The sequence below is a fragment of the Bifidobacterium sp. M0307 genome (assembly GCF_016100445.1).
In the GTDB taxonomy this organism is placed as follows: domain Bacteria; phylum Actinomycetota; class Actinomycetes; order Actinomycetales; family Bifidobacteriaceae; genus Bombiscardovia; species Bombiscardovia coryneformis.
Genome location: NZ_JACFSL010000001.1, coordinates 1,092,284 through 1,111,775 on the forward strand (window position 1 = coordinate 1,092,284; position 19,492 = coordinate 1,111,775).

15 protein-coding genes are annotated in these 19,492 nt (G+C 61.0%); 1 reads left to right on the forward strand and 14 read right to left on the reverse strand.

All coding sequences use genetic code 11. From position 1 onward, the window contains the following. Nucleotides 1-241: 241 nt before the first annotated feature. Entirely contained in the window at nucleotides 242-2,941 is a 2,700-nt protein-coding gene (locus tag H3V08_RS04480; protein WP_198181736.1) for a multicopper oxidase domain-containing protein, read from the reverse strand. Between the two features lie 58 nt (nucleotides 2,942-2,999). On the opposite strand from H3V08_RS04480, the gene H3V08_RS04485 reads away from it, so the two are divergent. Continuing rightward, entirely contained in the window at nucleotides 3,000-3,746 is a 747-nt protein-coding gene (locus H3V08_RS04485; RefSeq protein WP_198181737.1) for a helix-turn-helix transcriptional regulator, read from the forward strand. A 65-nt stretch (nucleotides 3,747-3,811) separates the two neighbouring features. Here H3V08_RS04485 and H3V08_RS04490 read toward each other — a convergent pair whose 3' ends face one another. The 13 genes from H3V08_RS04490 to H3V08_RS04550 form a co-directional block, all read right to left on the reverse strand. Next, the gene (locus H3V08_RS04490; protein ID WP_198181738.1) at nucleotides 3,812-5,059 is read right to left on the reverse strand and encodes an MFS transporter; all 1,248 of its coding nucleotides are present in this window, start codon (nucleotides 5,057-5,059) and stop codon (nucleotides 3,812-3,814) included. Nucleotides 5,060-5,201: 142 nt separating this feature from the next. Continuing rightward, nucleotides 5,202-5,999: an HAD family hydrolase gene (locus H3V08_RS04495; protein WP_442859343.1), complete on the reverse strand. Its 798-nt coding sequence runs from the start codon at nucleotides 5,997-5,999 to the stop codon at nucleotides 5,202-5,204. 95 nt (nucleotides 6,000-6,094) lie between these two features. Beyond that, nucleotides 6,095-8,191 carry a DNA primase gene (dnaG, locus tag H3V08_RS04500; protein WP_198181739.1) on the reverse strand — a complete coding sequence of 699 codons (2,097 nt, stop codon included), beginning with the start codon at nucleotides 8,189-8,191 and terminating at the stop codon, nucleotides 6,095-6,097. Between the two features lie 76 nt (nucleotides 8,192-8,267). Next, nucleotides 8,268-9,545: a deoxyguanosinetriphosphate triphosphohydrolase gene (locus H3V08_RS04505; protein ID WP_198181740.1), complete on the reverse strand. Its 1,278-nt coding sequence runs from the start codon at nucleotides 9,543-9,545 to the stop codon at nucleotides 8,268-8,270. A gap of 227 nt (nucleotides 9,546-9,772) precedes the next feature. Continuing rightward, nucleotides 9,773-10,231 carry an Ohr family peroxiredoxin gene (locus H3V08_RS04510; protein ID WP_033490485.1) on the reverse strand — a complete coding sequence of 153 codons (459 nt, stop codon included), beginning with the start codon at nucleotides 10,229-10,231 and terminating at the stop codon, nucleotides 9,773-9,775. 193 nt (nucleotides 10,232-10,424) lie between these two features. Beyond that, complete coding sequence (gene alr, locus H3V08_RS04515; protein ID WP_198181741.1) at nucleotides 10,425-11,783, reverse strand: alanine racemase; 1,359 nt, start codon at nucleotides 11,781-11,783, stop codon at nucleotides 10,425-10,427. A gap of 190 nt (nucleotides 11,784-11,973) precedes the next feature. Beyond that, nucleotides 11,974-12,612 carry an N-acetyltransferase gene (locus H3V08_RS04520; protein ID WP_198181742.1) on the reverse strand — a complete coding sequence of 213 codons (639 nt, stop codon included), beginning with the start codon at nucleotides 12,610-12,612 and terminating at the stop codon, nucleotides 11,974-11,976. Nucleotides 12,613-12,927: 315 nt separating this feature from the next. Beyond that, nucleotides 12,928-13,410 (reverse strand): S-ribosylhomocysteine lyase, encoded by a 483-nt coding sequence (locus tag H3V08_RS04525; protein WP_033490487.1) that lies wholly within the window; start codon nucleotides 13,408-13,410, stop codon nucleotides 12,928-12,930. Nucleotides 13,411-13,524: 114 nt separating this feature from the next. Then, nucleotides 13,525-15,570, reverse strand: a complete 2,046-nt coding sequence (locus H3V08_RS04530) for a RecQ family ATP-dependent DNA helicase (protein ID WP_198181743.1) — start codon at nucleotides 15,568-15,570, stop codon at nucleotides 13,525-13,527. A 144-nt stretch (nucleotides 15,571-15,714) separates the two neighbouring features. Beyond that, nucleotides 15,715-16,587 (reverse strand): ATP-binding cassette domain-containing protein, encoded by an 873-nt coding sequence (locus H3V08_RS04535; RefSeq protein ID WP_232340131.1) that lies wholly within the window; start codon nucleotides 16,585-16,587, stop codon nucleotides 15,715-15,717. Nucleotides 16,588-16,616: 29 nt separating this feature from the next. Continuing rightward, nucleotides 16,617-17,465 (reverse strand): ABC transporter ATP-binding protein, encoded by an 849-nt coding sequence (locus H3V08_RS04540; protein WP_198181745.1) that lies wholly within the window; start codon nucleotides 17,463-17,465, stop codon nucleotides 16,617-16,619. Nucleotides 17,466-17,500: 35 nt separating this feature from the next. Beyond that, nucleotides 17,501-18,418 (reverse strand): ABC transporter permease, encoded by a 918-nt coding sequence (locus H3V08_RS04545; protein WP_232340376.1) that lies wholly within the window; start codon nucleotides 18,416-18,418, stop codon nucleotides 17,501-17,503. A gap of 98 nt (nucleotides 18,419-18,516) precedes the next feature. Next, nucleotides 18,517-19,491: an ABC transporter permease gene (locus H3V08_RS04550; protein ID WP_198182127.1), complete on the reverse strand. Its 975-nt coding sequence runs from the start codon at nucleotides 19,489-19,491 to the stop codon at nucleotides 18,517-18,519. Nucleotide 19,492: the final 1 nt, after the last annotated feature.

The following is a 19,492-nucleotide window of genomic DNA, read 5'->3' on the forward strand; positions in this document are numbered from 1 at the left end:
GACACATGTGCGACACAAAGTTGCAAAAAGAAACCAAGCCAAATCACGAGCACACACCCTTGTATTTGCGTTCCAGGTCGCGGACCTCGCTTTCCCTGGCCCCATACCGGATGGAGGCTATCTCCGCCCTCACCTGCCGTACATTTCCGCCAAGCGCTCGCGGTCCTGCCCGCTCAGCCTCGGTCAGTCGAGCCAGGTCAAGTCAAGCGGCATCATCGATATGCAGTTATATTGTCATCACTCATGAGACCCGCAAGAGTCCGTGTGCGCCCTTTTCGGCCAGGCTCATCGTGTGATTGACCATGGGGTAGTCACCAGGCTGGTCAACACTGAATTCCACGAAGCCACCCTGTGCAGGCAGGAGGGGCAGGACCTGGGCACCGGCAGAAGCCGATACGGATGGGTCCGCAGCAGACGTTCCGCCAATCAGATAACGCCCCTCGGTCCAGACCGTATCGAACTGGGTACCGACCACATGAAAGGCCAGGGGCTGATTGGGACCGGCATCCAGCACCCATATGCGGACCCGACCGCCAACCTTGAGCCCGAGCGGGTGGGCGTCATATTGGAATGCCCGACCATTGAAGGCCATGATGTCGGGGTTCATGGACGCCACCTTGACGGAATCGGCCGTTCCACCCCTGGCACCCAGATATGTTTCCGACTGGACCAGGACATACTCGGCATCAACGTCCGGCAGAGTGCCATCATCCACGACCACCGCCCCATGCATACCGTTGGCTATGTGGTTGGACATGGGGTCGCTGCTGCAGTGGTACATCCAAATACCCGCGTGCTCTGCTTCGAAGGTGTATCGAAGGTCCTTGCCGGGTTCGATGTTGCGCATCATGACCTGCGGCACAGCGGGGCCGGCATGGAAATCGATGGAGTGGCTCATACTGCCCTTGTTCCGAACGGTCACTTCGAAGGTGTCGCCCACATGCCCCCTGAGCACCGGGCCCTCGGCACGGGGGCGCGAATCCGAATCACGCGGGTCATCGGCGTTGTCGAAGCTCCACACAGTCCGTTCGATCCCGGAAGCCACCTTTTCCTTGCGCTCCTTGATATCCAATACATATTGCCGGACTCCCGCCCGATTTCCGTCCTTCAGGGGCGGAAGGGCCGCTGATGCGGGATCGGACTTCTCGGCCTGGGTCTTGAGCTTGGCGGCTGTCGGAATGGAGGAGTCCGCGACATCTCCAGACCCCATCGTCGCCATACCCTCCATGTGATGGTCACCGACCGTGGATGCCGCCCCCTTGGCCCTGACCTTCAGCTCCATACCCATCTGGCGGTGCCCTGCCAGGGAGCACCAGCCGAGAGTATCCGTCCCGATTACGCCAACATCGATACGCGCGGTCCCGTCGACCGGGACCACACCTGTCGCCTTACCGTTCGCAAAAACCAAATCATGTCTCTGGTCGCCGGTGTTCCGGAAGTCCACGACCAAGCGGTCGCCTGCCGGCACGGTGATTACGTCAGGCGCAAAAGCCATGCCTTTCACCCCAACTGTCACCTGGGTGACATGTCCGGTGGGTTTGACATTTTCCGCCGGCATCACGCCGGATTCCACCGCGTGGACCGAACCATTCCCGATACCGGATGTGTCTCCTGCCGACTTGACCAGCCCGGGACGAATCACCATCAGAACCATTCCAGCGACCAGGAGCAGGACGGTAATGGCGGTAAGGACCAAATCGTTGCGCAGCACAATCGCCTCGGGCATTCCGTCTACCGAATTCTCACCCTGCCGGCGGTGCTGCCGCTTGGATGCCAGAATCCGTTTCCCGCAGGCGGCCAGGTAGACCACGGTCATCATCATGGACAGCATCCCCACAACATTCAGGGCATTCCCCACCTTCCACATGGGCGTGAAGAGCCGAATGGTACCCAGGAGCCGAATGAGGAGTCCGGCCTGCATGAAGCCCCAGGCCACCCAGAGCAATGGGTGGAAGGGCAGGGGCCTGCGGATGACCGAGGGGACGATCATGCACACGTGGGCGATGACCATGGTCAGGATGAACCCTATGGCCAGGGCATGCAGAGCCATGTCTCCCCAATAGGTCTGCGAATCCAACGGGGCGACCATCCAGATCAGAGCCGCCAGCAGACCCCATCCGTAGGCGGACATCATGCAGGTTCCCATGAATCCAGGCAGTCCACCATGTCGGAAGGTGGTTTTGGCCACATCGTTACCAGCCATAACCAGAAGAAGCAGGGCCAGGGACAATCCCAGAAGCGGATACCCAACCTGGGGAGCCATGCACTGGGCAGGCAACATCAGCACCAGCAGGAGGCTCAAACCGAGTATCCCCGATTCCAAACGAACACTCGAAAAAGCGGCCCTGGTCAGTTCAACCCGCTCCCCCACTATGGTCAGTACCAGGAAGAGCAACCAGGAGGGAGAAAGAACGGCGGAGTCCAATCCAGCCACCCAACCGGCGGCCCCGACCAGACCCAACAAGGACGCAAGTGTTTGTATCAGCACTTCAGCCGATGCCTGACGGCGCCATATGGCCGCATACACAGCCGTCAAGGCCAACATGGACAGGGTCCAGGGAATACCTGCCAAGAGCTCAATCCTGAGAACCCCGGACTGGGCACCCAAAGCGGAAGCCACCAGGACCATGATGCCCAGGAGCGATCCAAGCAAGCCCATGGCCGGAGCCAGGAATCCCCAGCGCGGCTTGCCGGGACCGCCAGAGCGGAAAGCCACTGCCCGTTCCAGGCCTATGGCCGAGCCCAGAAACCCGTAGACCATCAAGCCTCCATGTAGGTCGGCCAGGGGGACCCTGCCGGAGGGATGAATCAGGTCGGCACGAATCAGTGCCGCAACCAGACCGAGAAGGGCCGCCAGTCCCGCACCGACCAGGAGAGCAATCCTTGCTTTGGGCAGGGCAGCCTTGTCTCCGGTCCTGCGCGTCGTCTTGTCATCCTGCATGGAATCGACCACCTTGCCGTGGTTTCAAATTTAATTGGATAGTTATACAATTTAATCGATGAGTCAGGAAATTCAAACCCCTTCCAGCGGAAACGAGACCCCCGCCAAACGACGAAACGGGGAAGCTCTGCGTTCCGCAATCCTCGACCGCATTCAGGGGGAAACCCGCTCCGGCGCCCCGGGCCTCTCCGCATATCAAGTCGGGATGATCTTCGGCATCCATCCGACAACAGCCCGCTTCCATCTCGAACATCTGGTGAAGCAGAGCAGGCTGATTCGCCACCAAGCGGAGACCGCCGGAGCGAATTCTCCGAACAGCCACAAGAGCGGCCGCGGAAGGCCGAGTATCATCTACACTCCGGCAGACCAGGAGCAGGCAAGGGAGGACATGATTGCCTCGCTCTGCATAGCCCTGGAATCATCCATCGCCGACCCTCAGGCCAGAGTCGAGTCCGCCCTTGAAGCAGGGAGGACCTGGGGCCGGCACCTGTCCAATCGGGAACACCGATCAGCCGGCGGATCTTCACCGTCAAACCCTTCCGGACCGCCACTGAACGTCCTGGAAAACCTGGGGTTCAAGCCGGAACCCGTTGGAGAAGATCAACGAAGCTGCTATCTGACGGCCTGCCCCTTCATGGATGACGCCCTAGCCCACCCCATCATCTGCACCATCCACCTGGGCATGATCCAGGGGATCATGGCAGGCAGGGGACTTCGGACAAGGACCCGATTGGAGCCCTTCGCCTCCCCGAAAGGATGCCTCCTGGAGGTGCAGACTTCCAACAAGGCCATCGACAAGGATTGAGACGTCGAACCGGACCCGTCCACGGTCATTCCGGGCACTCCGGTTTACTGCGTCCTTGAACCGACTCACCCTTTGATGAAGTGGGTCTCCATACGCCTCTGGAACCGCGTTGCCGCAAGGATGACCGCCGCCACCAGGGAAATCACGAGCATACCGGCGAAGCTGCCGGTCACCGGATTCAAATCCAAAAGGCCGGAAAGTCCCTTGAAGGCCCAGGTCGAAGTGGTGAATCCCAGACTGGTGGTGGCCGAGAAGATGCCCATTACCAGTGGGTACCGCTTGGGAAGGGTCAGATTGGATAGAAGGAAGGGGCCTGTGGCCATGATGATGGCACTGCCCGACCCCACCAGGAAGGCGGACAGGCAGACCAGGGGGAATGAGCGGGTGGTCAGGAAGAGGAGCGCGCCCACGGACATCAGGGCAAAGGCGGCAGGAATCGTCCATTCGCGGAGTAGACGCCGGATGCCGTTGATGCTGAGTCCTATCACGACGGAGGACCCCGTATTGAACATCAATGCCAGACCTGCCGCGCCAGTATCCCCCAGGCCGTAACCGGCTATGTAGACCGCCAGCTTGTTGTAGAGAACAGCCACCAAAAAGATGCTGAGGAATCCTATCAGGATGCAGGAGGCGATACCCCACCAGCACTGCTGCCCCACTTCGTGTGTCGGAGAATCCGAACGGGAGGTTTCCGCTTCGCCCTCCTCGACCGTGCCCACATTGGGCACCAGGAAGAAGACCATGACCAGGGCGGGCAGTGCAAGTAAATACAGCCAGTAGTTATGGAGCCATCCGCCCTTAGCCAGGAAACCTCCCAGCGCAAGGATGAGCATGGATGAACCATCCTGGACGGCCAGAACCACCCCCATGAGTCCCGCCAGCCGATCCCCCCTGAAGAAGCGCGCGGAAAGACTGGGAAGAATCGTCGTCGTGATGCCCACACCGAAGCCAACCACCAGGGCGAAGACAAGAAGCTGATTGACGTTGTCATGGATGAGCAGGGGAAGCAACCCGCCCAGGGCGATGCAGAAGCAGCTGATGCAGCCGGCGGTTCTGAACTTCATCCAGGTCATGAGCTGACCAAAAAGGAGGGCGGAAACGATGGCGGCCGACGCACCTACCGACACCACCGACTCCACCGTGGATGGGTCGGCATGAGGGAAGGAGGCCTGGATGGCCGCAACCGAAGGCGAGATGATGGAATCGAACCGTGACATGACCGCCAAGGCCATGATTCCTGCAAGGATACCCAGATTCCGACGGGTAAACACCCTGCCCGACACGTCCCCCGACATCCGATTCCCCTTACTCATCAACTTCTCCAATCTCAGCTTGTTCGTGACAGTCTACCCCCGGCCCAAAGCCAGTCACCAGGGCGACACAGAAACAGCTGGTTGCAAAAAAGGCAATGGGCCTGCAAGTCATCCATCAGGCTTTGCTATCACACGGTCAGGGTTACAGCCTGGAACCCCTGCCTGCCACGAAGGCGCCCAGATCGCTCGGGCCGAGACCGACATAGCTGTCAACGGAGGCGAATTGCGGGCCATCGACACGTGGATTGGGGGTGACTCCGGTGAAGGCAATCGTTGTGGCACCGGAAGCAACCGCCGATCTAATGCCCGTCGCCGAATCTTCGAAGGCGATGCAGGCGGACATGCAATCGTCTTCTTTTATACCCACAAGTTTCGCCGCATGTAGATAAGGTGCCGGATCAGGCTTCTGGGCCAGCCCGTCATCGCCGCAGACGAAATCCACAAATGCACCTCGGGGCGCCTGCTCGACCACCGCCCGGGCCATGCGCCGCGGTGATGTGGTGACCAGAACAGAGGGGACACCTGATTGCGACAGGGCCTTCAAGAGGTCGAACACCCCACTGATCCAAGGCATGCGCTCCTGCTCCTTGCGGGCAACACCATCGATGAGCATACCGGGGATATCCTCCTCGGGAACCTGTAGCCCATGCTCCCTGAGAAGTCGCGCAACCTGGGGAAGCGGTTTCCCTGACACCTGCCACCCCATCTCGTCGTTCCAGTACCCGCCATACTGCTGCGTCAGCTCTATCTCCACCTGGTGCCAGTAAGGCTCCGAATCAATGAGGGTACCGTCCATATCCCAGAAGACAGCCAGAGGGAGCCCATCCCCGTCCATCCTGCCAGAGCAGCGGGTACCGCCCCTTGGCGAATCGGAGATTTCGCATGCTTCTACAGCCTCGCCGCCGGATATAGGCACTTCGCTCTGCCAGTCGTTTTCCATACTGACAGCTTATCGACAGGACTCACCACCACCCCGGACCCGGTCCGCTCCCTTTTTCAAGCAAGGATGCAAACCGGACCACTACCATTCCTCAGTCAGTTGACGTTGCCGAACACCTGGTTGCTGAGTTCCTTACGGAGGGTTTCATACTCGGTGATCTTGCCCAGAAGGTCGAACTTCTCCTGACCATCCGGAAGTCGGTTCATCTGGTGACGGGCGGCGGAAATCAACCGCATATAGGTGGCATCAAGAAGCCTGGCCAGAAGTTCCGAGGCGTATTGCCGCTCTTCTGCGGTGGCCTCTCTGAGCTGTATGGCCGCAGCGTTTGCGGCAGGCTCCGCTTCCTGACCGGCACCCGGACCACCGGCAGGACCGACGCGGCCCGATACCGGAGACTGCGCATCCTTGTCGGGAGCAGCCAAGGGCAGGGGCATGACCGCCAGCTCATTGATGGCGGACTCCAGCAAGGGCCCAGCCTCCTTGCTCAGATTGTGCATCCACAGACCCTGTGGGGTGTCTGCGGCTGGCAGCCCGCCTGCGGCTTCCACGGCCTGATAGAGGGTGCGGAAGATGGGAACCACGAAGCTGTCGACGCTCAGTTGGCTATACACATCACGATTGACGGCGCGAGGTATCTGAATCAACAGGCCCATGAACTGCTGCTCGCAGATAAAAACGGAATCGTCAATCCTGTAGTATCCCTGGTCGGCCGCATCCTTCTTCTCCAGCTCCCGGCGACGCGCAGACTCCTCGTAGGGATTCCGATCGGACGGCTCCCTCCCAGCATTGCCGTACCGGGGTTGCCTGACTGCATAGGCGCTCTGGTCGCGTATGTGCATACTCCGCCGAGTGGCACTGACCTCCCGCTGAAGCAGGTCCAGATCCACACCGATTCTGCGGGCCGCCTTCCGGGTATAGATGTCCACCAGCGAGTGGTCCCTGATCTGGGCGATGATAGGCGCCACGGCCTTGACCGACCCCATCTGTCCGGTCGTGTACTGGGTATCGAACATGTCAATGGCCGAATCAATCACAAAATCATAGAGGGGCCTTGCCTCGTCCACCAGGGACTTGACCGCCTGGTCTCCATGCTGGATACGCAGATCACAGGGATCCAGGTTGTCCCGCGCCACAGCCACGAAGGTCTGGGTGAGGAAGCTGCCGTCAAGCCCGAAGGCATGGAGGGCGGCCTTCTGTCCCGCTGCGTCCCCATCAAAGGTGAAGACCACACGGGAGCCCCGGACAGGCCCCACCAGCTGAATCGCCCCCAGGGCATCGTCGGAAATGAGGCGGCGGACTATCTTGGCGTGATCCTCCCCAAAGGCTGTTCCACAGGTGGCCACAGCGGTATCGACACCGGCAAGGTGGCAGGCCATGACATCGGTGTACCCCTCGACGATGACCACCTGGCGCTTCTTGACGATGGCATCCTTGGCCAGGTCGATACCGTAGAGAACCTGGTTCTTCCGGTAGAGCTGGGTATCGGGGGTGTTGATGTACTTGGCACCGATGCTGTCATCCTCGAAGAGCTTGCGGGCACCGAACCCCAGGGTGCGGCCCGTCGAGTCGCGAATGGGCCAGGTCACCCTGCCGCGGAAGTAGTCATAGATACCGCGCTGACCCTGTCTGACCAGCCCCGCATCCAGCATCTCCTGCTGAGTGAATCCCTTGGTGGAGAGGTGACGAACGAGGTTGTCCCAGCCGCGAGGGGCGTAACCGCATCCGAAATGGGTGCTGTCAGCCTGGGTGAAGGTTCGCCCTGCCAGGAGTTTGCGGGCGGCCAGGGCCTCCTTGGTCATGATCTGTGAGACGAAGAACCGCTGGGCCTCTTCATTGGCTTCCAGCAGCCGGGCCCTCTTGGACCCCTTCCGTTGTTCCCTGCGGTCATTGTCGTAGTGAAGCTCGATGTGGTACTTGTCCGCCAGGATTTCAACCGCATCACCGAACTCTACGTTCTCTTCCCGCTCGACGTAGGTGAAGACATCTCCACCCAAGCCGCAGCCGAAGCAATGCCAGACCCCCATGGAGGGTCGGACCGAAAAGGAGGGAGACTTCTCATCGTGGAAGGGGCACAGACCCACGTATGTTCCCGAACCCGAGGGCTTCAAGGTCACGCTCTCGGATACGATTTCATACAGGTCGGCCTTGGCCCGCACCTTCTCGATGTCGTCTTTCTTGATCAGTCCTGGCATATACTCCAGCCTAGCCGTGGCGCGGGAACTGGTTCGATCAGACAGGGAAACAGTAGGGGTCCCTGGCCTGTCGAACCTATTGGCAGATGATGGAATGGAGCGACAAGGCCGAACCATCGGTCAGCGAGGCCACCTGATCGACAGCCACGCGGAGACGTTCATCGTCGGATCCAGCCTTTACCCAGTCCTCCAGGAAGACCGTTTCCAGCGCATCCGAGGGGTTGGGGGAATCAGCCATCATGACCTCCACCAGGTCGGTGATGATTTTCAGCTGTTCTTCATGGAAGGGCTCGTGTTCCCTGGGCTCCATGGCGAAGTAGACGGCGATCCCCTTCAGTGCCACGATTTCGTATGATGTTCCCTCGGGGATGACCACGGTGGCCGAGTACCGAGTAAGAGGGCCTTGCCCGTATTTCTGACGGGTGGCGGCCTCAACAGACCCCGCGAACCGTCCTATCAAGGCACTGGTCATGTTCTTGAGCTGGGCCAGGGACCGACGCGAACCGTTGAAATGCAGGGGAAGCATGGATTTCATCCTTCCCAGGGCCTGCACGAGCAAATCCGCATCCCAGCGCTCGCCGTACCAGGACCGAGCAGCAGCGACCACCCCATCCATGACCCTCGGGTCGGCCAGGACAAGGGGATCGAATGAGCCCATGACGATGGCATCCTCCACGTCATGCACGCTGTAGGCGATGTCGTCGGACAGGTCCATGACCTGGCATTCCATCGGCGTAGTGTTGACGGGCGCATCCCGCTTCAGCCAGGTGAAGACCTCTTCATCATCGGGATAGACGCAGTACTTGGCAGACCGCTCCCCCTTGGGGTGTTTAGCCGCATCGGCCAAGGTCCAGGGATACTTGACGGCGGCATCCAGGGCCGCCCTGGTCAGGTTGACACCGGCACTGCGGCCATCAGGATGGAAGACCTTTGGTTCCAGTCTAGTCAGGAGCCGCATGGTCTGGGCGTTTCCCTCGAATCCCCCTATGGAGGAGGCGATGGAGGAAAGCGCCCGCTCACCGTTGTGCCCAAAGGGCGGGTGACCCAAATCGTGCGCCAGGCAGGCACAATCGACCACATCGGGGTCGCAACCCAGCATGGTGCCGATTTGGCGGCCTATCTGGGCGACCTCCAGAGTATGGGTCAGACGGGTCCTGACGAAATCATCGGTTCCCGCCACCAGAATCTGGGTTTTGGCTCCGAGGCGGCGCAGGGCGGAGGAATGGACCAGCCGTGCCCGATCACGTTCGAAGGCTGTACGGGAGTTGGATTTTGGAGGCTCCGGAGCCCAGCGCTCCTCATCGAAGGCCGTGTAGCCCTCATCACTGAGGCGCTGCCTTCCACTGATTTCCATCTGGGTGGGCCTCCTTCCGAACCAAAACAACCGTCAGTCTTTTGCGAGCCGGCAGAAACATCACCTGCCCTATCCCCTACCGATGTTCCAATTGTCCCCCATCCGGTACGGGAACCACAACTCGGAACCAGATGGCGCTCCGATAGAGAGGACCACCTGCCGGAAGGCTGGGCCACCGTCCATTACCAGGTATTTCGAAACGTGGGGGTCTCGATCAGTCCAAGAATTCAGTCCAGCGAATCGACAACCACCAGTTCTGTGGGAACATTGCCCGCTGTGGCCTTGGAATAGGGGCAGAGTTCCTGGGTCCTGTCAACCAGGCGCTGGGCCGTCTCCTGGTCAATGCCGGGCAGGACCACCTCGATTCTGGCCTTGATACCGAAGGATTCGCCCTCGTCACCCAGGGAGATATGGACCCTGACCTTGCTCTGGGCCAGCTTGGTGGCCGCCACCCTCAGTTCCTTGCCGGCCAGCCCCATGGCACCCTGGAAACATGCACCCCACCCTATGGCAAACAGTTGCTCGGGGTTGGTTCCGTTTTCCTGGCCTCCCATGGCCTTGGGAGTGTCCAGATCCAGGGCGAGATCAGGGTTGTGGCTGACCGCATGACCATTACGGCCTCCAGTGATGTCGGCAACTGCCGTGTACGAAATGCTGCTTGGTTCCTTACCTGCATATGTGCTCATGCCTTCATCTCATCACGCAGACGGGAGCTTGGCAAGGATATAGGGGAACGATTCTCCCGTCCGGGCAAGGATTGTGGGACATCTCACCAATTCAGAGCGACTCAGCAGCAATTGGTCCGACACGGACACCACCGGCTGTCCATCTTCCCAAGGCGGAAGATTCGATCTGGATCATCGGGCATGACCGTCAATCTCAGAGAACGGTGGCCGGGTCCAGGAGGTGCATATCCTCGGGGCGGATGACTTCGAAGGCATGCAGATAGAGTCTGGGTATCCGGTTGCGCAGGCAGGTGAAGATCTCATAACTGATGGTCCCCGCCGCCCTGGCCCAGTCGTCGGCGGTGGGCTCGCAGAAAGACTCACCTCGCCCGGGTCCGAACAGGACCACCGTGTCGCCCTCCCCAACCCCCAGGGTCGAGGCCTTTCCCTCCAGGTCCAGAACGCACTGGTCCATGCAGACCCGACCCGAGACTCGCACAAGACGTGGCCCCTGCTTGGTCATCAGTCGAACCGGACCACCTTGGTGGATGGTTCCGGTGGAACCCTGGACATCGAATCCTGATGCGGATCGGTGAATGCCGTCCGCGTACCCCAGGGGCAGGATGGCCGTAGAGGTATCGGAGCTGGTCAAATAGGTGCGACCGTAGGAGACCCCGTGCCCGGCCTCCAGATCCTTGACCGTGCTCAGCTGGGCCTGGAGGGTCATGGCTGGCTTGAGGCCATAATCGACGGACCTGCCCATGGAGGGGTCCGGCTCGTACCCATACATACCGATACCGGGGCGGGTCAGTTCGTAGTGAATATCGGGACGGCTCAGGGTTGCGGCGGTATTGGCCAGATGGCGAATCATCGGCCTCATTCCAGCCGCGGTCAGGCGACGGGCGAACTCCTCGAAGGAGGCGATCTGAGCGTCGGTCGAGGCAACGAACTCAGGGACGTCCGGCATATCGGCCACTGCCAGGTGGCTGAAGAGCCCGACGACGTCAAGGACACCCTCTGCCGCCAGGGGGCCCAGCTCTTCCAGGGCCGAGTCGAAGGTTTGCGGCGTGAACCCGTTACGACCGAAGCCCGTATCGACTTTCACATGTATCCTGGCCGGACGGCCGACCCGCCTGGCCGCCTCCTCCACCCGATTGATGATGTGTAGGGAACCGACAGCCAAATCGATGTCGGCGTGAATGAGGTCATCCAGGGGGGCCTTGTCGACGTTGTACATCCAGGTCAGTATCCGGCACCGGTCCGGACCGATACCTGCCCTTCGAAGATGAAGAGCCTCACGGGGCTGGGCGGTTCCGAGCCATGTGGCACCTCCCGCGAGCGCGGCCAAGGCGGCCGGTATCAGACCGTGACCGTAAGCATCGGCCTTGACCACACCCATGACCTGCGCACCGGACCCGGACTCCCCGACCCTGCTGACCAGCTCCCCCATGTTGGCCTTGAGGGTTGCAAGGTCGACGACGACCTGGCCGGGATAAGCCTCCAGGGCCTTCTCGTAGTTATCTCGGCCGGCATCCGAAGAGAAGTCCCAGGACGGTGCTGCATTCAAACTCATGGGACCATTGTGCGACAGGCCTGAGTCAAAAAGTGCCGGTATGGTCCATACCCTGACCATACCGGCACTTGCCGTCCCGTGGACCACAGACCCTCCGGGAGAGGAGGGGGACCGTGATTCTCTTGCTTTACACCGTCCACGACTTCCGCTTATCGGGGCATGAACGGCACATCATCCTTGCTGCCTTCGTTTATACGGAAAGCAGTTGCCTGGCTGTGTCCTTCGGACCACAGGCGGTGCCGTCCGTAACGTCATGGCGCTGATACGCAAGCCTCACCTGGTCGATATCTTTGTTCTGGGGCATGACGATGTTTCCGCACTTGGTGAATCCGTGGGTCTCAAGGATGTGCTGCATGGCATAGTTCTTCATTCCGGTATCAGCACGAACGTTCTCGAAATGGCGCATACTCCAGCTCAGCAGGTCGTGGGCTGCATGACGTCCCAGACCGGAGGAGGCCACCCGGTGGATGGTGGTGTAGGGCTGGTCATCCAACCACTCTCCGTCGATGACCCTGTAGTCAGGGTCCTCGTCATGGAAGATGGCGAAGACACCGATGATGCGCTCGTGCTCGCCGCGATGCTCGTCCAGTTCAGGTTCCGGGTAGTTCGGATCCTCGGGAGGGTCGGCCAGGGCCGCCGCGTCATCCACCAGGAGGAGGGTGTGCCCTCCCTCGATGTCCGCCTGGATACGTTCGGGCAACGGATACTTGTCGCCCCACTGGCGTGGGTTGCCTGTTTCGGACATCTTCTTGCGGGCATAGGCATAGACCGACATGATGGCATCGAAGTCATCCATGGTGGCATGGCGAATCCAACGAGCCGTTTCCATTTCGTACCTGCGCACTCTTGGCACCTCTTTTCTAACCTGAGAGGCAGGGGTTTCCAGGCCCCTGCGCTTTGCCGATGTACGAGTGTAACCAATGGCGGGTCGTGGGAAAACCACTACGCATTGAGCGAATCGGGGAATACTCCTGCTCATTCCGTGTTCCAATGTCGTGCGAAAACCTGGGACGACCGGCCCTCACGGCAAGCCAGCAACCGCATACTCCGGCTTAGCGCAGCAGGAAGCGGCATACCCCATATACGTCATCAGGCACAAAAAACCGGGACCTTCGATGGTCCCGGAATCAAATCTCTGTCGAAGTCAGACCAGCTTGCGCTCGTAGGGGTCGGAGCTGATACCGGCGTCCACGATGTCGCGGCTCCACTGCTTGGCGGAGAAAAGGGAATGGTCACGGTAGTTGCCGCAGGAGGTGATTTCCGTACCGGGTACATCATCCCAGGTGGCTTTCTCTGCGATGAACTCCAGGGACTCCTTCAGTGCCTTGGCGACTTCCTCGGTGGAATGACGACCCCAGGCCAGGAGATGGAATCCAGTGCGGCAACCGAACGGTGAGCAGTCGATGTAGCCGGGAATCCGTTCACGCAACAGCACGGCGATGGTGTGCTCGATGGTGTGGAGGCCTCCGGTCGGTATGGCGTTCTCGTTGGGCTGGACCAGGCGCAGGTCATAGTTGGAGATGATGTCGCCCTTGGGGCCCTCCTCCTCGTCAATCAGACGGACATAGGGGGCCTTGACCTTGGTGTGGTCAAGTTCGAAGCTTTCGACTACAGGCTTGTCGTCCATATTCGTTTCCTTTCCTGCCAGCCGCCCCCAAATGGAAGGCGACCCTGATGAAATCGTATACGTTTCATGGTAGGCCGACCGGTCTATCTGCCTCTTCGTCCATCTCTGCGTCTCTTAACCCTCAACCCCGCCTTCGGTGGAGAAATCGGCGATGGCCTTCATGAACCGGGTACCATACTGCTCCAGCTTGTGCTGCCCCACACCGTTGACCGCCAGGAAGGCAGCATCATCGGTGGGACGGAGCCGGCACATATCTCGCAAGGCCTTGTCGGAGAAGACGATGTAGGGAGGTTTCCCTATTTCCCTGGCTATGACGGTTCGCAGATCGCGCAACTTCTGGAAGAGTTCTTCATCAGCGGGGCTGACATCGCCGACCCCGGCCTGGTCGAGGCCGTCCTCCCCCATCATCGAGGAGGGGGCATCGCCCAAGGAGGAGCCGGCGCCGTGGACCCTGCCGGTATCCTGGTCGTCCACGGCAACAGCCACTCCCCGCCGCTCCGTCCGCTTGATTTCATAGTGGAAGTGGGGAGCGACCGTCTGCGCGGCCTTGGGTCCGAAGTGGACCATGGGCAACCGGCCTTCGGTGATATTCAGGTACCCGTCCGAGGCCATCTGGTTGAGCACATCGCGGATTCGCGCCTCCGGAACTGAGGAAAGGGCCCCGTAGCTGGGGCATCGATCAAGTCCACGCCGAAGGAGGTCCTGCGACCGCGACCCCCGCAGTATCTGGGTGATCTTCCCCGATCCGAACCCCTGGTTGACATCATGCACACACCTGCTGATGGCGCGGGCCACGTCGCTGACATCGATGGTCTCGAAGGTGCTCAGACAGTTGGAGCAATTACGGCAACCATCCTGGCCTGACCCTTCTTCACCCTCCTCGCTCCCCGCTCCGGAGCGTCCGACCTGGGCGGATTCCCCCTTGTCGGCGGCGGCAGGCGACGGACCGGCGGCGGCCTGTGCCATCTCCTCACCGAAGTACCGCAGCATGTACTGGTGCAGGCAGCCGGTGGTCCGGCAGTATCCGATCATGACATTGAGCAGACGCCGGTGCTCGGCCCGGACCGCTTCGGCCTGGTCACCGGTCAGGCGGTCATTCCCGCTATCCATGTCGAGCAGCCGCCTGCGCGTGACTATGTCACTCTCATTCCAGAGCAGGGAGCATCTGGCGGGCTCCCCATCGCGTCCGGCCCTGCCCGCCTCCTGGTAGTAAGCCTCGATGCTCTCCGGCATATTGTGGTGTATCACATATCGCACATTGGACTTGTCAATGCCCATACCGAAGGCGTTGGTGGCTACAACCACCTGCACCTTGTCGTTGACGAAGTCCCGTTGCGCTCGCTCCCTGTCCTGGGCATCCATGCCTGCGTGGTAGCTGACGGCACTAATGCCGACCTTGGTCAGGTCATCGGCCAGGGCTTCGGTCTCCTTACGGGTGGCGCAGTAGACGATGCCCGATTCGTCCTGGTGCTTCCGGGCGTACCGGGCAACCCAACTGTTCTTGTGTTTGGTCTCCAGCTTGATCACATCAAAGAAGAGGTTGGGACGATCGAACCCCGTCACCGCCACATAAGGGTCGTTCAGGCCCAGCATGTATACGATGTCGCGACGCACCTTCTCGGTGGCCGTGGCGGTGAAGGCCGCAACCGTCGGCCTCTGCGGAAGGGACCTGATGAAGTCGCCGATACCCAGGTAGGAGGGACGGAAGTCCTGTCCCCACTGGGATACACAGTGGGCCTCGTCCACAGCCAGTAGGGATATCCTCACACGCTGGGCGAAGTCCCTGAACCTGGGGGCGTCCAACCGTTCGGGGGCCACATACAGGATCTTGCTCCGCCCTTGTGCCGCCTGGGCCAGAGCCAGGGCCTGTTCATCCATATCCTGGGTGGAGTTGACGAATGAAGCCTGAATACCGGCATCCTCCAGCCCATCCACCTGGTCCTTCATCAGGGAGACCAGAGGCGATATGACCATGGTCAAACCATCCAGCAGGGTGGCTGGAATCTGATAACAAATCGACTTGCCGGCCCCGGTCGGCATAACGCCCAGGCAGTCCTGTCCACCCAGGACGGCCTTGACCAGATCACCCTGACCCGGCCTGAAGGACTCATACCCGAAATATCGCTTCAGCGCCCGTCCTGCATCCTCTACGTCCACCATGATTCTCCAGTCTATTGCCTTGCCGGGAGTGACGCAGTGGGCGAAATGACCATGTGGTCAATCGCCATCGGGACGGATCCCTGAGCGGCTGCCCGCCACCGTCCCCGCTGACTCACGTATGGACGGAATCTCGGGCGGAGCCAATCACATGGTCGCCGCAGCAACGAGCTGCCGGGTATAGGACTCTCCGGGATGGGCAAGTATGGCCTCCACAGGCCCCTCCTCCACAACCACTCCCCGCCTGAGCACCATGACCCTGTCCGCTATGTGCTGGACCACGCCCAGGTCGTGGGAGATGATAATCATCGCCATCGCGTCGGATGAACGGGACTGCTGCCTGGACTCGGCCATGACCGATTGGAGCGTATGAAGAATCCCCACCCTGGCCGAAACATCAATGGCGCTCATCGGTTCATCGGCCAGGAGGATTCGCGGCTTCGCGATCAGTGCTCGGGCCAAGGCAGCCCTCTGAGCCTGCCCACCGGAAAGGTCCGCCGGATAGGAAGCCATGAACCGGGCCGGGTCGAGCCGCACCCGGGACAGGACATCGGCAACCCTATCGACGACGCTTTCATCGACACGACGGCGACCCCATCCGCATTTGCCATCCCTCCTTTCCGCAGCCAGAAGAGGTTCCGCAACCGAGCGGCCGATGGTCCACCGGGGATCAAGGGAGGCGAAGGGGTTCTGGAAGACGAGGGCGGAGTCCTGGGCGAGGGACCTGTCGGACGACAACCCATCCAGGACGGGCACCCCCCGGTATGTCACCTGCCCGGCATCCGGCCTCAACTGGCCCAGGAGGAGGCGGGAGAGGGTGGTCTTGCCCGAGCCTGACTCACCGATGATCGCCAGACACTCCCCGGGGGAGAGGGAGACGTCGACTCCCGACACTGCGGCCTTCCCCACCTTCCCACGGCCGACTGAAGAATATGCCTTGGTCAGCCCACTCCCGACCAGAATCGGATCAGGAGTGGAGGGGACGGCGGGCGAAGACCTGACAGCCTCGGGATCTGCCATACCTGGCAGCCCCGCTCTTTCATGCCTGTTCATGGCCGCCTCCCTTCCGCGACCGGTCCCGCCACAGTACCCTGCCGGGGTTCGGACCTATCGCCGGGTCCACGCTCCTCCGTACCGAGAGTCAGTTCTTTGGCCGCCTGCACCAGGGCCATACCCTGATGGCTGGAGGGATTGCGCAGGACCCTTCGGGTCTCCCCCTCTTCGACCACCCGACCGGCATCCAGGAAGTAGCAGTAATCGGCAACCCTGGTCAGGACGGAGAAGTCATGGGTGATGAAGAGGAGGGAGGCCCCGCTCCTCTCGGCCAGGGAGACCAGGAGGTCCACAATCTGCCGCTGGGTGATGGCATCCAGGGCCGTGGTCGGCTCGTCGGCCAGAATCAGTCGCGGTCTGGTGACCAGGGCCGTAGCGATGGCCACACGCTGCTGCTGACCACCGGACAGCTCATGCGGATACGAGCCGGCCAACGATTCATCCAACCCGACCTCGGTCAGCACCTCCGCGACCCGCCGGCGTCGTTCCCCTGGGTTCAGACGGTAGTGACGACGAAGGGGGAGCTCGATTTGAGTGCCGACCGGCCTGACCGGGTTCAGGGCCGTCGATGGGTTCTGGAAGACCATCCCCACCCGTGAGCCACGCATGTCCGCCAATGAGCGATCATCCGAACCCACAACCTGCAATCCGTCTACCAGGATGGAACCCGACAATGATGCCGTCAGAGGCGCAGTCCCCAGGATGCTCCGGGCAATCATCGATTTCCCTGAACCCGAGGAGCCGATCAGTCCGACCCGCTGCCCGTCCGCCACCTTGAGGTCCACCCCATCAAGGATGGGATGCCCGCTGATGGACATGGTGAGACCTTCAATCTTCAGCGACATCACAGCCTCCTTGGGTGGAGTGATCCGCACGACCGTCATGGACGGCCGGCCTGGGGGTCGAGTCGGCATGGACGCAATTCCGAGGCCTCCCCACTCCCGGACCGGTGGAGGGGCCGGTTGGCGGAGGCCACGGCAGCCCTGAGGCCGGGGTTGGTGACCGGATCGATTGCGTCACGCAGGGCATCACCGAAGAGATTCAGAGCCACCACGACCATGGTGACCACCAGCCCGGGCCAGACCACGGTCAGGGGGAAGATGTCGATGAACCTGACCGACGTAGACAACGAGTGCCCCCAGGATGGCAGACCCGATGGAACGCCCACACCAAGATAGGTCAGACCCGACTCGGCCAGGACAGATGTCCCTGCCGACATGGAGAGCTGAACGCAGAGAACCGGAACAATATTGGGCACCAGATGGGTGAAGAATATCCTGACGGACCCCACCCCGCTGTGCCTGGCGGATTGTACATAATCCGACCCGGCCACCAAAAGAGCCTGCGGTCGCACGATTCGAGCCAGATTGAATCCGTAGCCTATTCCGCAGGCCACAATGACGACAGCCATACTGGGCCCCAGGGGGACCGCCAGAATCAAGGCCAGGAGGACCGTAGGCAGGGAAATCAAGGCATCCACCAGGACCACGACCGCCTGGGAAAACCCCGAATGGCGTGAAACCATGGCCATGACCAGGCCAAGCCCCAGCACACCCGACAGGAGAACCGACAGGAGGCTGATGACCAGGTTGGTCGCCGACCCCGCCATCAACCAGGAGAGGATGTCGGCCCCGGTGCCATCCGTGCCAAGGAGATGGGCACTATTTGGGGTCTGCCAGATTCGGTAGCCGTCAGTGGCCCAGACAGGGACCGGTGTCCAGAATCGGGAAATCAGGGAAACCAGAGCCCAGATTGCCAGGACAATCAGGGAATACCGCCCCGAGGCCTTCTTCCACATAGTGCCCAGAACAACCCGGGTCCGTCCGGAAAAGCCCAGATGACCGGGAAAGACGGAGGTCCTCCCACAGTGTCCCTTGCCTGCATATTCCGTCTTCATCAGGCATCCACCTCCTGCCTGACCGCGCCTCGCAGCCGCGGATCAATCAATCTATGGGCAACATCCACCAGCAATCCCAGAAACAGGAAAAAGACCGCCAGGAGGAAGAGCTCCGACTGGACGGCCGGAAGATCACGATTCCCGACATCGGTGACCAACATGGAACCCAGCCCCGGCAGGGCGAACAGGTTCTCACTGACCATGACCCCGGTAATCATCTCGGCCATGGTCAGCCCCACAACGGAAACCAGCTGCGGCGAAGCCACCCGCAGACCGATACACAGGGCGGCCTGGGTCCGTGTCATCCCACAGGCCATACCCATGTCCACATATCCGGAGGAGAGCATGTCACCCAGGAGGGAGCGCGTGTATCGCATGATGCCGGCACCCACGATGATGCCCGTTGACAGGGCAGGCAGGATGAGGGATTCCAGGGCCCGTCCCGGCTGGCCCCAACCCTGGATGGGGAAGCCCTGGGATGGAAGGAGACCAACCAGACCTCCCCCCTTGGAGAAGAGCATGATGAGCAGCAGACCGGACCAGAGAGCTGGAACGGCTCCCCCCACGATGGCGACCATATGGCTGAAGGACCTCAACCTCGGACTCCGTGCCAAGGCCGAGGCACAACCCAGGGGAATACCCAGCGCAAGGGCGACGACCAGACCGCACAGGATGAGCGGAAAAGTGACCTGGGCCCTCTCCCCCACCTGAGCGGCGACCGGACGACCTGTCAGGAGGGATCGCCCGAGGTCACCATGAATCAGCCCGTTCGCCCAATCCAGGTATTGCCTGGGATAGGAATGATCCAGCCCCATCTGTTGCCTCAGCATCTCCACCCGCTCGGGAGGGGCATTCAGCCCGGCCATCACGGATGCCACATCGCCCGGCAGGATACGTAGCGCGGCGAACACCAGGATGGAGATGAACACCAGCGCCAGGGCAAAAAGGGCCAGGCGCCTGGTCAGGAATCTCACC